The sequence below is a fragment of the Pseudomonas sp. GL_135 genome, from assembly GCF_057834665.1.
In genome coordinates this window covers 5,646,276-5,658,468 of sequence record NZ_CM174408.1, presented here as the reverse complement: position 1 = coordinate 5,658,468, position 12,193 = coordinate 5,646,276, and the positions used below count along the sequence as shown (strand labels likewise).

The 12,193-nt window shown below is 56.2% G+C and carries 14 protein-coding genes; all 14 read left to right on the top strand.

The window, feature by feature from the left end; genetic code table 11:
- Positions 1–584 precede the first annotated feature (584 nt).
- On the top strand, positions 585–719 hold the full coding sequence (rpmH, locus tag AC3ISG_RS25010) for a 50S ribosomal protein L34 (RefSeq protein WP_002551315.1): 135 nt from the start codon (positions 585–587) through the stop codon (positions 717–719).
- A 16-nt stretch (positions 720–735) separates the two neighbouring features.
- The gene (rnpA, locus tag AC3ISG_RS25005) at positions 736–1,137 is read left to right on the top strand and encodes a ribonuclease P protein component (RefSeq protein ID WP_122534378.1); all 402 of its coding nucleotides are present in this window, start codon (positions 736–738) and stop codon (positions 1,135–1,137) included.
- Positions 1,130–1,375, top strand: coding sequence for a membrane protein insertion efficiency factor YidD (gene yidD, locus AC3ISG_RS25000; protein WP_074886126.1), 246 nt, complete (start codon positions 1,130–1,132; stop codon positions 1,373–1,375). The genes rnpA and yidD overlap by 8 nt, the downstream gene beginning before the upstream one ends.
- A gap of 2 nt (positions 1,376–1,377) precedes the next feature.
- Positions 1,378–3,057, top strand: a complete 1,680-nt coding sequence (yidC, locus tag AC3ISG_RS24995; protein WP_272629812.1) for a membrane protein insertase YidC — start codon at positions 1,378–1,380, stop codon at positions 3,055–3,057.
- A gap of 78 nt (positions 3,058–3,135) precedes the next feature.
- A complete protein-coding gene (gene mnmE, locus AC3ISG_RS24990; RefSeq protein ID WP_272629810.1) occupies positions 3,136–4,506 on the top strand; it encodes a tRNA uridine-5-carboxymethylaminomethyl(34) synthesis GTPase MnmE in 1,371 nt (456 codons plus the stop codon).
- Positions 4,507–5,037: 531 nt separating this feature from the next.
- Positions 5,038–6,936 carry a tRNA uridine-5-carboxymethylaminomethyl(34) synthesis enzyme MnmG gene (gene mnmG, locus AC3ISG_RS24985; RefSeq protein WP_489298222.1) on the top strand — a complete coding sequence of 633 codons (1,899 nt, stop codon included), beginning with the start codon at positions 5,038–5,040 and terminating at the stop codon, positions 6,934–6,936.
- A 5-nt stretch (positions 6,937–6,941) separates the two neighbouring features.
- Positions 6,942–7,577 carry a 16S rRNA (guanine(527)-N(7))-methyltransferase RsmG gene (gene rsmG, locus AC3ISG_RS24980; protein WP_272629931.1) on the top strand — a complete coding sequence of 212 codons (636 nt, stop codon included), beginning with the start codon at positions 6,942–6,944 and terminating at the stop codon, positions 7,575–7,577.
- A gap of 18 nt (positions 7,578–7,595) precedes the next feature.
- Positions 7,596–8,390 carry a ParA family protein gene (locus AC3ISG_RS24975; RefSeq protein WP_489298221.1) on the top strand — a complete coding sequence of 265 codons (795 nt, stop codon included), beginning with the start codon at positions 7,596–7,598 and terminating at the stop codon, positions 8,388–8,390.
- A gap of 9 nt (positions 8,391–8,399) precedes the next feature.
- Positions 8,400–9,272, top strand: a complete 873-nt coding sequence (locus AC3ISG_RS24970; protein WP_122534258.1) for a ParB/RepB/Spo0J family partition protein — start codon at positions 8,400–8,402, stop codon at positions 9,270–9,272.
- Between the two features lie 146 nt (positions 9,273–9,418).
- The gene (locus tag AC3ISG_RS24965) at positions 9,419–9,826 is read left to right on the top strand and encodes a F0F1 ATP synthase subunit I (RefSeq protein WP_172610187.1); all 408 of its coding nucleotides are present in this window, start codon (positions 9,419–9,421) and stop codon (positions 9,824–9,826) included.
- 16 nt (positions 9,827–9,842) lie between these two features.
- A complete protein-coding gene (atpB, locus tag AC3ISG_RS24960) occupies positions 9,843–10,712 on the top strand; it encodes a F0F1 ATP synthase subunit A (RefSeq protein ID WP_074886103.1) in 870 nt (289 codons plus the stop codon).
- Between the two features lie 137 nt (positions 10,713–10,849).
- On the top strand, positions 10,850–11,107 hold the full coding sequence (atpE, locus tag AC3ISG_RS24955) for a F0F1 ATP synthase subunit C (protein WP_002555987.1): 258 nt from the start codon (positions 10,850–10,852) through the stop codon (positions 11,105–11,107).
- Positions 11,108–11,164: 57 nt separating this feature from the next.
- Positions 11,165–11,635 (top strand): F0F1 ATP synthase subunit B, encoded by a 471-nt coding sequence (locus AC3ISG_RS24950; protein ID WP_065988056.1) that lies wholly within the window; start codon positions 11,165–11,167, stop codon positions 11,633–11,635.
- A gap of 12 nt (positions 11,636–11,647) precedes the next feature.
- Positions 11,648–12,184 carry a F0F1 ATP synthase subunit delta gene (locus tag AC3ISG_RS24945; protein WP_037016920.1) on the top strand — a complete coding sequence of 179 codons (537 nt, stop codon included), beginning with the start codon at positions 11,648–11,650 and terminating at the stop codon, positions 12,182–12,184.
- Positions 12,185–12,193 lie beyond the last annotated feature (9 nt).

The following is a 12,193-nucleotide window of genomic DNA, read 5'->3' as shown; positions in this document are numbered from 1 at the left end:
AAATATCCCCTAGGTTCCGAAGTCGGCGCGGCAAAAACAAGCGGCCATTGTAACCACCCGTAGCGGACTTATCCACATGAAGGTATGGCGCCGGATCATGAAACCAGACAGAAAGTCCTCAAAAGAACGACCATCAGTGGATAGTTAAGGTCTGTGGATAACCTACCCTCAGCTCGTTGCATAACCTCGGTCTGAAACCTGTGGATAATACGCCTGTGCATAAGTGCGCCGTCTATCCACAGCTTGTAGCCAGCTGTCACACACCCGCAGCACCGTTTGTGGACAGACTTTCTTTGCTCTGTACATCACGTAATACGGGGCTTGTAGGATCTTATCCACAGAAATCCTCGCCCTAAGCTTTTATAAGCTTTACAAAGAAGCTTTAAATACCTTCCTTCTTTATTTCTATATCTACGTGCCAAGAATGCACCGCCCGATCTCTCGCTGTCGATGGAATGCACTCAGGAAGTAAATGCAAGAAACATTGGTTGGAAATTGACCTGCGTGCCCGCTTTCTCTAGAATCCCCGGTCTCTTAAAACGGGGGCCATTCCGGCCCGTTGTGGACGAACCAGGTAACACGCCATGAAACGTACTTTCCAACCCAGCACTATCAAGCGCGCTCGCACCCACGGTTTCCGTGCTCGTATGGCCACCAAAAACGGTCGCGCAGTTCTGTCGCGTCGTCGCGCCAAAGGCCGTAAGCGTCTGGCAGTTTGATTAATCGGCACAGGTGGTGAGTCAGGACTTCAGTCGGGAAAAGCGTTTGCTGACACCCCGGCATTTCAAGGCAGTCTTTGACTCCCCCACCGGCAAGGTTCCGGGGAAAAATCTCCTGCTCCTTGTGCGCAACAACGACCTTGATCATCCCCGTCTCGGGCTGGTGATCGGCAAGAAGAGCGTGAAGCTCTCCGTCGAGCGCAACCGTTTGAAACGCCTGATGCGTGAGTCGTTTCGCCTTCACCAGGACAACCTGGTCGGATGGGATATCGTCGTCGTCGCACGCAAAGGCTTGGGTGACATTGAAAACCCCGAATTGATTCAGCATTTCGGCAAGCTCTGGAAACGTCTGGCGCGCAGCCGGCCCGATCCCGAACTTAAAACCGAAACTGCGGGGGTAGACAGTCCTGATGCGTAAACTGGCGCTCGTTCCGATCCAGTTTTACCGCTATGCCATCAGTCCTCTGATGGCCAGTCACTGTCGTTTCTACCCCAGTTGCTCCTGCTACGCGTACGAGGCCATTGAAAATTATGGTCTGGTGCGCGGTGGCTGGCTGACCTTACGTCGCTTAGGTCGGTGTCATCCGTGGAATCCCGGTGGTTATGACCCGGTTCCACCTGCTCCCACCTCCCGTTCCTCTTCGATGGCCGAGTAATCATGGATATTAAACGCACGATCCTGATCGTCGCCCTGGCAATCGTGACCTATGTCGGTGTCCTGAAATGGAACCAGGACTACGGTCAGGCTGCTTTGCCGACTCAGAATGTTGCTGCCAACACCAATACATCCGCTATTCCTGATGCTCCGCAAGGTTCAGCGACTGCCAATGCAGACGTTCCTAGCGCTACCGGCGAAGTGGCTGCGCCTGCGGAAATGCCGGTGGCCACCAGCAAAGATCTGATCCAGGTGAAGACAGACGTCCTCAATCTGGAAATTGATCCGGTTGGCGGCGATGTGGTGCAGCTCCGTTTGCCACTTTATCCACGCCGTCAGGATCATCCTGAGATTCCTTTCCAGCTGTTCGATAACGGCGGCGAACGGATCTTTCTTGCTCAGAGCGGTCTGACTGGCGCAAACGGCCCTGATGCCCGAGCTAGTGGTCGGCCGGTCTACTCGGCCACGCAAAAAAGCTACCAGTTGACTGATGGTCAGAACGACTTGGTTGTCGACCTGAAATTCAGCGACGGCGGCGTCAACTACATCAAGCGTTTCACGTTCAAACGCGGTCTGTATGACCTGACCGTTTCGTACGTGATTGACAACCAGAGTGCCCAGCCTTGGAACGGTAACCTGTTCGCACAGCTGAAACGTGATTCGAGCGCTGACCCATCCTCGACGACTGCCACTGGCACAGCCACCTATCTGGGTGCTGCGATGTGGACACCTTCGGAACCTTACAAAAAGGTTTCCATGAAGGACATCGACAAAGGTTCGGTGAAGGACACCGTTCAGGGTGGTTGGGTTGCCTGGTTGCAGCATTACTTCGTGACCGCCTGGATTCCGAACAAAACTGATAGCAACACCGTCACCACCCGTAAGGACAGTGCCGGCAATTACATCATCGGTTTCACAGGCCCGGCATTGACGGTCGCACCTGGCGCGAAAGCCGAGACCACTACAACGCTTTACGCCGGTCCGAAGAGTCAGGCAGTCCTGAAGGAGTTGTCCCCAGGTCTTGAATTGACGGTGGATTACGGGATTCTGTGGTTCATTGCCCAGCCTATTTTCTGGCTGCTGCAACATATCCACAGCATCGTTGGTAACTGGGGCTGGTCGATCATCTTCCTGACCATGCTAATCAAGGGGCTTTTCTTCCCTCTGTCGGCGGCCAGTTACAAGTCGATGGCACGCATGCGTGCAGTCGCTCCTCGCTTGGCCGCGTTGAAAGAGCAGCATGGCGACGATCGTCAGAAGCTTTCTCAGTCGATGATGGAGCTGTACAAGAAAGAGAAGATCAACCCGTTGGGTGGATGCTTGCCGATCCTTGTACAGATGCCGGTGTTCCTGTCGCTTTACTGGGTACTGCTTGAAAGTGTTGAAATGCGCCAGGCACCTTGGCTGCTGTGGATAACCGACCTGTCGATCAAGGACCCGTTCTTTATCCTGCCGATCATCATGGGCGCTACCATGTTTATCCAGCAGCGTTTGAACCCTACACCGCCGGATCCGATGCAGGCCAAGGTCATGAAGCTGATGCCAATCATCTTCACGTTCTTCTTCCTGTGGTTCCCGGCTGGTCTGGTGCTGTACTGGGTTGTGAACAACACCTTGTCCATCACTCAGCAGTGGTACATCACCCGTAGCATCGAAGCGAAAGCCAAGAAAGCTGAAGCCTGATCTACCCTGTTAACAAGTCATTCAAAACGCCCCCTCGTGGGGCGTTTTGCTATCCGTCGGTTGCCCAGGAGTCGGCCCATGAACGTTCTTTTTGAAACCATTGCGGCCATCGCAACGGCTCCCGGACGAGGAGGCGTAGGCATCGTCCGCATCTCTGGTCCCCAGGCCGGCAAGTGTGCAGAGGCGATTCTCGGCAAACTGCCACAACCTCGGTACGCGCATTACGGCGCCTTCAAGGGAGAAAGCGGCGTAATCATCGACGAAGGCATCGGACTCTACTTTTCCGGCCCTCACTCATTCACAGGGGAAGACGTGCTTGAACTTCAAGGGCACGGCGGGCCGGTGGTTCTGGACATGTTGCTGCAACGCTGCGTGCAGTTGGGGTGCCGTCTGGCACGGCCCGGTGAATTCAGTGAACGCGCATTTCTCAACGACAAGCTCGACCTTGCCCAAGCCGAGGCCATCGCTGACCTTATAGAAGCGAGTTCTGCACAGGCCGCACGTAACGCGTTGAGGTCACTGCAGGGTGCATTTTCCCAGCGGGTGCATGAGCTAACGGAAAAACTGATCAGCCTGCGCATTTACGTCGAAGCTGCAATCGACTTCCCGGAAGAAGAGATCGACTTTCTCGCGGACGGCCATGTGCTGTCCATGCTGGACAGTGTTCGCAGTCAGTTATCCACAGTACTCCACGAAGCCAACCAGGGCGCATTGCTCAGGGATGGCATGAACGTGGTGATTGCAGGCAGACCCAACGCCGGCAAATCCAGTCTGCTGAATGCACTCGCCGGCAAAGAGGCGGCAATTGTGACTGAGATTGCCGGAACAACGCGTGATGTTCTGCGCGAACATATCCACATTGATGGCATGCCTCTCCACGTCGTGGACACTGCCGGTCTGCGCGACACCGACGATCATGTGGAAAAAATAGGTGTGCAGCGCGCGCTTCAGGCCATAGGTCAGGCGGACCGAATTCTGCTGGTGGTGGATGCAACAGCGCCGGAGGCGCGCGATCCTTTCGCTTTATGGCCCGAGTTCCTGGATCAAAGACCTGACCCCGCCCACGTCACCTTGATTCGTAACAAGGTGGACCTGAGTAATGAACCGGTGGAACTAGTGACCAGTATCGATGGCCACGTGACCATCAACCTGAGCGCTAAGTCAGGGGGCAAGGGCGTGGAGCTTCTCAGAGAGCATCTGAAGGCGTGCATGGGGTATCAGCAAACAGCTGAAGGAAGCTTCAGTGCGCGCCGGCGCCATCTTGAAGCATTACACAAGGCAAGTGCCTCTCTTGAGCATGGTCGCTCGCAGCTGACCTTGGCAGGCGCCGGTGAGTTGCTTGCTGAAGATCTGCGCCAAGCGCAGCAGTCCTTGGGCGAAATTACCGGTGCATTCAGCTCGGACGACTTGTTGGGGCGGATTTTCTCCAGCTTCTGTATCGGCAAATAGCGCCTCCTCTGTACACAGGCAGGTCAATTTTCTCCGGATCTGCCTCTTCCCTATTCGCTATTCGCTATTCGGACTTTTCCAAACTCCTAATCGATGGCCGGAGGGGGCAGGTGCGCTTCAAATTTGACCGTTCAGCACCTGTGTGCCCAGATAAGCCTTGTGCATAACCATGGCTAAGCTCGGTTGATAAGCAAGCCTCTGAGCTGAGGATAATCAGTCCTGTGGACAACCATGCGTTTAATCCACAGGCTTAGACAGGTTATCCAAGGGGCTCTTGGCCACATGGTCACAGGCTTTTGGAGCTCTGTACATTACGTAAATAAAGGCTCTCAGAGCTTTATCCACAGAAATCAAGGTCAGTAGAAATAAACATAAAAACAAAGATCTTATAAATTTCTTTCTTTTTAATTTCTATAACCGCCATTCATCCACAGCTGGTTAGATTTTGCGCAACGGGTTTCTTAAGGGGGGGTAAGTCCCTATACTTGCCGCCATTCCTATTCCCCCCAATCAACAGGCACGAGGTGCGTGGTGGATTTCCCTTCCCGTTTTCAAGTGATCGTCATCGGCGGCGGTCATGCCGGTACCGAGGCAGCACTGGCGTCTGCACGTATGGGTGTCACCACCCTGCTGCTTACGCACAACGTGGAAACCCTCGGCCAGATGAGCTGCAACCCGGCCATTGGTGGCATCGGTAAAAGTCATCTGGTCAAAGAGATCGATGCGCTGGGCGGTGCGATGGCGACGGCTACTGACAAAAGTGGCATCCAGTTTCGCGTGCTCAACAGCCGCAAAGGCCCGGCAGTCCGGGCGACTCGTGCCCAGGCTGACCGCGTGCTGTACAAAGCCGCGGTCAGAGAAATCATCGAAAACCAGCCCAATCTGTGGATATTCCAGCAGGCATGCGACGACCTGATCGTCGAGCAGGACCAAGTACGCGGCGTCGTTACTCAGATGGGACTGCGTTTTCTGGCTGACTCCGTGGTTTTGACCACGGGCACTTTTCTGGGCGGACTTATCCACATCGGTCTGCAGAACTATTCGGGCGGTCGCGCCGGTGATCCGCCGTCGATCGCGCTTGCACGCAGGCTCCGTGAGCTTCCGTTGAGAGTGGGCCGACTGAAAACGGGTACACCTCCGCGCATTGACGGCCGATCTGTGGATTTCTCGGTGATGACCGAACAACCGGGCGATACGCCGATCCCGGTGATGTCGTTCATGGGTTCAAAGGCTCAACACCCGAGCCAGGTCAGTTGCTGGATTACCCACACCAATGCCCAGACCCACGAAATCATCGCGGCCAATCTGGATCGGTCGCCGATGTACTCCGCTGCCGGGGAGATCGAAGGGGTCGGGCCGCGCTATTGCCCGTCGATCGAAGACAAGATCCATCGCTTCGCCGACAAGGAAAGCCATCAGGTGTTTATCGAACCGGAAGGTTTGACGACCCATGAGCTTTATCCGAACGGCATATCGACCTCGCTGCCGTTCGACGTACAGCTGCAAATCGTGCGGTCCATTCGCGGAATGGAAAACGCCCACATCGTGAGGCCTGGCTATGCCATCGAGTACGACTACTTCGATCCGCGCGACCTGAAGTACAGCCTCGAAACCAAGGTTATCAGTGGGTTGTTTTTCGCAGGGCAGATCAACGGCACAACCGGTTACGAAGAGGCCGGTGCCCAAGGTTTACTCGCTGGCGCGAACGCAGCGCTTCGGGCTCAAGGCAAGGACAGCTGGTGTCCCCGTCGCGATGAGGCTTACATCGGCGTGCTGGTGGATGACCTCATTACGTTGGGGACCCAGGAGCCGTACCGGATGTTCACCTCGCGTGCCGAGTACCGCTTGATTTTGCGTGAAGACAACGCGGACTTGCGTTTGACCGAACAGGGTCGGGCGCTCGGGTTGGTAGACGATGCCCGCTGGGCGGCGTTCTGTGCCAAGCGTGAAGGCATCGAGCTGGAAGAACAGCGCCTGAAATCCACCTGGATTCGTCCGGGTACCGAGCAGGGCGATGCGGTCTCGGCGCACTTCGGCACCCCGTTGACCCACGAATACAATCTGCTGAATCTGCTGAGCCGTCCGGAAGTGGACTACGCCAGTCTGGTTGCTCTGACCGGCCACGGCTCGCTTGACCCACAGGTCGCCGAGCAGGTCGAAATCAAGACCAAATACGCTGGCTACATCGACCGTCAGCAGGATGAAATCGCTCGTCTGCGTGCCAGCGAAAACACACGGCTCCCTGTGGATATCGATTACACCGGAATTTCCGGTCTGTCCAAGGAAATCCAGAGCAAGCTGGGGATAACTCGTCCTGAAACCCTTGGTCAGGCCTCGCGGATTCCCGGCGTCACGCCAGCGGCGATTTCTTTGTTGATGATTCATCTGAAAAAACGCGGCGCGGGCCGTCAGTTGGAGCAAAGCGCTTGAGTTCGATGGTTACCCCGCAGCATGCAGAAGAACTGACCCTTGGCGCTCGACAGCTCGGCGTTGAGTTGAGTGAGAGCCAACACAGCCAGTTGCTGGCGTACCTGGCTTTGCTGATCAAGTGGAACAAGGCCTACAACCTGACTGCTGTTCGTGATCCGGATGAGATGGTGTCTCGCCATCTGCTGGACAGCTTGAGCGTGGTGCGTTTCATCGAGGGTGAGCGTCAGCTGGATGTCGGCAGCGGCGGCGGAATGCCTGGCATCCCATTGGCCATCCTGTTTCCGGACATGAAAGTCACGGTGCTCGACAGCAATGGCAAGAAGACCCGGTTTCTGACCCAGGTAAAACTTGAGCTTGCACTCGCCAATCTGGAAGTTATCCACAGCCGTGCCGAAGCATTCCAGCCCGCGCTGCCGTTCAACGGCATCATTTCCCGCGCCTTCAGCAGTCTGGAAGACTTTACCCAGTGGACTCGACACATGGGCGACGGCGAAACGCGCTGGTTGGCAATGAAGGGTCTGCATCCAGTGGATGAACTGGTAGCATTGCCCGCAGATTTTTATCTGGAAAGCGCGCAAGCCTTGGCCGTACCCGGTTGCCAAGGTCAACGGCATCTGCTGATACTGCGCCGCACGGCATGACAGGGAACACACGCAAGAATGGCTAAGGTATTCGCGATAGCGAACCAAAAAGGGGGTGTGGGTAAAACCACAACCTGTATCAACCTCGCGGCTTCGCTGGTGGCTACCAAGCGTCGGGTGCTGTTGATCGATCTCGATCCGCAAGGCAATGCCACCATGGGCAGTGGTGTGGATAAGCATGCGCTTGAGCACTCGGTCTACGATTTGCTGATCGGCGAGTGCGACCTGAATCAGGCCATGCACTTTTCCGAACACGGCGGCTATCAGCTGCTGCCGGCAAACCGTGATCTGACGGCTGCCGAGGTGGTCCTGCTTGAAATGCAGATGAAGGAATCGCGTCTGCGAACAGCACTGGCGCCCATCCGCGAAAATTACGATTACATCCTCATCGATTGCCCTCCATCGCTTTCGATGTTGACGCTCAACGCGCTGGTCGCGGCCGATGGCGTGATTATCCCCATGCAGTGCGAGTACTTTGCGCTCGAAGGTCTGAGTGACCTTGTGGATAACATCAAGCGCATCGGTGAATTGCTCAATCCCCAACTCAAGATCGAGGGTTTGCTGCGGACCATGTATGACCCGCGGCTTAGCCTGATCAACGATGTTTCGGCGCAGCTCAAAGAGCATTTCGGCGAGCAGCTGTACGACACCGTGATTCCGCGCAATATTCGTCTGGCCGAGGCGCCCAGCTTCGGCATGCCGGCGTTGGCGTACGACAAGACTTCTCGCGGCGCGCTGGCTTACCTGGCGCTTGCGGGCGAGATGGTTCGTCGCCAACGTCGCGGCAGTCGCACTGCGGCTCAGCCCACTTAAGGAAATTCCATGGCCGTCAAGAAACGTGGACTCGGACGTGGGCTGGACGCACTGCTGAGCAGCCCCACCGTCACCGCACTGGAAGAACAGGCGGTGAAGGCGACTGAGCGCGAGCTTCAACACATTCCACTGGACCTGATTCAGCGAGGCAAATACCAGCCGCGTCGTGATATGGATCCCCAGGCGCTGGAAGAACTGGCGAACTCGATCAAGGCGCAAGGGGTCATGCAGCCGATCGTGGTCCGCCCAATTGCCGACAACCGCTTCGAGATCATCGCGGGGGAGCGCCGCTGGCGCGCCAGCCAGCAGGCAGGGATTGAGACGATCCCTGCCATGGTGCGTGACGTCCCGGATGAAGCCGCGATCGCGATGGCGCTGATCGAGAACATCCAGCGCGAAGACCTGAATCCGATCGAGGAGGCGATTGCCCTGCAGCGTCTGCAGCAGGAATTTCAGCTGACCCAGCAGCAAGTGGCCGAAGCGGTAGGCAAGTCGCGAGTCAGCGTCGCCAATTTGCTGCGACTGATCGCATTGCCGGAAGTGATCAAGACCATGCTCTCCCATGGTGATCTGGAGATGGGCCATGCCCGGGCCCTACTGGGGCTGCCTGAAGATCAGCAGGTTGAAGGGGCGCGACATGTTGTCGCACGTGGTCTGACCGTGCGCCAGACTGAAGCACTGGTTCGCCAGTGGCTGAGCGGCAAACAGGAGGCTGCCGAACCGGTGAAGGCTGATCCTGACATCACACGTCTCGAGCAGCGCCTGGCCGAGCGGCTGGGCTCCGCGGTGCAAATCCGGCATGGACAGAAGGGCAAAGGTCAGTTGGTTATTCGTTATAACTCGTTGGACGAGCTACAGGGTGTGCTCGCTCACATTCGCTGAAACAAATCATGCGTAGCGCGTAGTCGGAAATCACTACCTGGCAGTTGAATAGGGGCTGAACCGCCCCTATACTCTGCGCGCATTTTGTCGGCACAATTTATGCCAAGTTATTGATTTTGGCGGCCGGCTTACGAGGAGCCCATGTGATGGAGACACGCACGCCAAACCGCTTGCCGTTCCATCGCCTGGCTGTTTTCCCGATCTTGCTGGCTCAGTTGATTGTCCTCCTGGGGGCAGCGCTGGCGCTTTGGCAGTGGCACGGCGTCGTAGCCGGGTATTCGGGACTTTGCGGTGGCCTGATAGCCTGGCTGCCGAATGTGTATTTCGCTCATAAGGCATTCCGGTACTCCGGGGCCAGGGCAGCGCAGGCCATCGTTCGGTCGTTCTACGCCGGCGAGGCAGGCAAGTTGATTTTTACGGCAGTGCTCTTTGCACTGACGTTTGCAGGAGTAAAGCCGCTGGCTCCGCTGGCGGTTTTTGGCGTTTTCATACTGACCCAGCTGGTCAGTTGGTTTGCGCCCCTGCTATTGAGAACAAGACTTTCGAGACCTTAGGGCGTTTGAGGCAACCATGGCAGAGCAAACAGCTTCGGGCTATATCCAGCACCACTTGCAGAACTTGACCTTCGGTCATTTGCCAGACGGCAGTTGGGGCTTCGCGCATTCCGCAGCGGAAGCAAAAGAAATGGGCTTTTGGGCTTTCCACGTCGACACCCTCGGCTGGTCGGTCGCATTGGGTCTGATTTTCGTCCTCATCTTCCGCATGGCCGCAAAAAAGGCGACTTCCGGTCAGCCGGGCGCCCTGCAGAACTTCGTTGAAGTGCTCGTCGAGTTCGTTGACGGCAGTGTCCGGGACAGCTTCCATGGCCGTAGCGCCGTGATCGCTCCTCTGGCATTGACCATCTTCGCCTGGGTGTTCCTTATGAACGCGGTCGACTTGATTCCTGTCGACTGGATCCCGCAGCTGGCGATCATGATCACCGGTGATCACCACATTCCTTTCCGCGCCGTATCGACCACCGATCCGAACGCGACGCTGGGCATGGCACTGTCTGTCTTTGCCCTGATCATTTTCTACAGCATCAAGATTAAGGGTATCGGCGGCTTCATCGGCGAATTGACCCTGCACCCGTTCGGCAGCAAGAACATTTTCGTTCAAGCGCTGTTGATTCCGGTGAACTTCCTGCTTGAATTCGTGACTCTGGTGGCCAAGCCCATCTCCCTGGCACTGCGACTGTTCGGCAACATGTATGCGGGTGAACTGGTGTTCATTCTGATCGCGGTCATGTTCGGCAGCGGCCTGCTGTGGCTCAGCGGTCTGGGCGTGGTCCTGCAATGGGCGTGGGCTGTATTCCACATCCTGATCATCACCCTGCAAGCGTTCATCTTCATGATGCTGACCATCGTTTACCTGTCGATGGCTCACGAAGATAACCATTGAGACCCGCCTGGCGAGTCTGATGATCCCCTTGCTTCGGTGAGGGGGTGCCCGCGAGGGCTTGATGTAAGAAACGATTTTGCTTTACCGCTTTAATCTAAGAAAACCTAACCAATACGACGTAAAAGTCGGGAGGAAAGATGGAAACTGTAGTTGGTCTAACTGCTATCGCTGTTGCACTGCTGATCGGCCTGGGCGCACTGGGTACTGCAATCGGTTTCGGCCTGCTGGGCGGTAAGTTCCTGGAAGGCGCTGCGCGTCAACCGGAAATGGTTCCAATGCTGCAAGTTAAAATGTTCATCGTGGCTGGTCTGCTCGACGCCGTGACCATGATCGGTGTTGGTATCGCTCTGTTCTTCACTTTTGCGAACCCCTTCGTTGGTCAACTCGCTGGCTGATCACTCGAATTTTCGAGCTGATTGGTGTGATGGACAACGAACGAGCGAGGTGTTGGCGTGAACATTAATGCAACCCTGATTGGCCAGTCCGTTGCGTTCTTCATTTTTGTGCTGTTCTGCATGAAGTTCGTGTGGCCTCCGGTCATCGCGGCTTTGCACGAACGTCAGAAGAAGATTGCGGATGGACTGGACGCTGCTACACGAGCAGCTCGCGACTTGGAGCTGGCCCAAGATAAAGTGGGTCAGCAACTGCGCGAAGCTAAGGCTCAAGCAGCTGAGATCATTGAGCAAGCCAAGAAACGCGGTACCCAGATTGTCGACGAAGCCCGTGAACAGGCTCGCGTTGAAGCTGACCGCATCAAGGCTCAGGCTCAGGCCGAGATCGAACAGGAACTGAACGGCGTCAAAGACGCGCTGCGCGCCCAATTGGGTAGCCTGGCAGTCAACGGCGCAGAGAAGATCCTGGGTGCCACAATCGATCAAAACGCGCACGCGGAGCTGGTAAACAAACTGGCTGCTGAAATTTAAGCGAGGGCGATCATGGCAGAACTGACCACGTTGGCCCGACCTTACGCTAAGGCAGCCTTCGAGCATGCACAGGCGCACCAGCAACTGGCCAATTGGTCAGCCATGCTCGGCCTGGCTGCTGCAGTGTCGCAAGACGATACAATGCAGCGCATGCTCAAGGCCCCGCGACTGACGAGCGCAGACAAGGCCGCCACTTTTATTGAAGTGTGCGGCGACAAGTTCGATGCCAAGGCACAGAATTTCATTCACGTCGTTGCTGAAAACGACCGTCTCCAGCTTCTGCCGGAGATCTCCGAACTGTTCGAGCTTTACAAGGCCGAGCAGGAAAAATCGGTAGATGTGGATGTGACCAGTGCTTTTGCATTGAACCAAGAACAGCAAGACAAACTCGCCAAGGTTCTCAGTGCACGGCTCGGCCGGGAAGTGCGCCTGCACGCTGCGGAGGATGCCGCCCTCATAGGTGGTGTCATCATCCGCGCCGGCGACCTGGTTATCGATGGCTCAGTTCGCGGCAAACTCGCGCAACTAGCCGAAGCATTGAAATCTTGAGTTTGAAGG

What these genes read in the sequence shown, in the direction of transcription:
- rpmH (WP_002551315.1), top strand. Translation starts at nt 585, where the DNA reads ATGAAACGTACTTTCCAACCCAGCACTATCAAGCGCGCTCGCACCCAC.
- yidD (WP_074886126.1), top strand. Translation starts at nt 1,130, where the DNA reads ATGCGTAAACTGGCGCTCGTTCCGATCCAGTTTTACCGCTATGCCATC.
- yidC (WP_272629812.1), top strand. Translation starts at nt 1,378, where the DNA reads ATGGATATTAAACGCACGATCCTGATCGTCGCCCTGGCAATCGTGACC.
- mnmE (WP_272629810.1), top strand. Translation starts at nt 3,136, where the DNA reads ATGAACGTTCTTTTTGAAACCATTGCGGCCATCGCAACGGCTCCCGGA.
- rsmG (WP_272629931.1), top strand. Translation starts at nt 6,942, where the DNA reads ATGGTTACCCCGCAGCATGCAGAAGAACTGACCCTTGGCGCTCGACAG.
- AC3ISG_RS24975 (WP_489298221.1), top strand. Translation starts at nt 7,596, where the DNA reads ATGGCTAAGGTATTCGCGATAGCGAACCAAAAAGGGGGTGTGGGTAAA.
- AC3ISG_RS24970 (WP_122534258.1), top strand. Translation starts at nt 8,400, where the DNA reads ATGGCCGTCAAGAAACGTGGACTCGGACGTGGGCTGGACGCACTGCTG.
- AC3ISG_RS24965 (WP_172610187.1), top strand. Translation starts at nt 9,419, where the DNA reads ATGGAGACACGCACGCCAAACCGCTTGCCGTTCCATCGCCTGGCTGTT.
- atpB (WP_074886103.1), top strand. Translation starts at nt 9,843, where the DNA reads ATGGCAGAGCAAACAGCTTCGGGCTATATCCAGCACCACTTGCAGAAC.
- atpE (WP_002555987.1), top strand. Translation starts at nt 10,850, where the DNA reads ATGGAAACTGTAGTTGGTCTAACTGCTATCGCTGTTGCACTGCTGATC.
- AC3ISG_RS24945 (WP_037016920.1), top strand. Translation starts at nt 11,648, where the DNA reads ATGGCAGAACTGACCACGTTGGCCCGACCTTACGCTAAGGCAGCCTTC.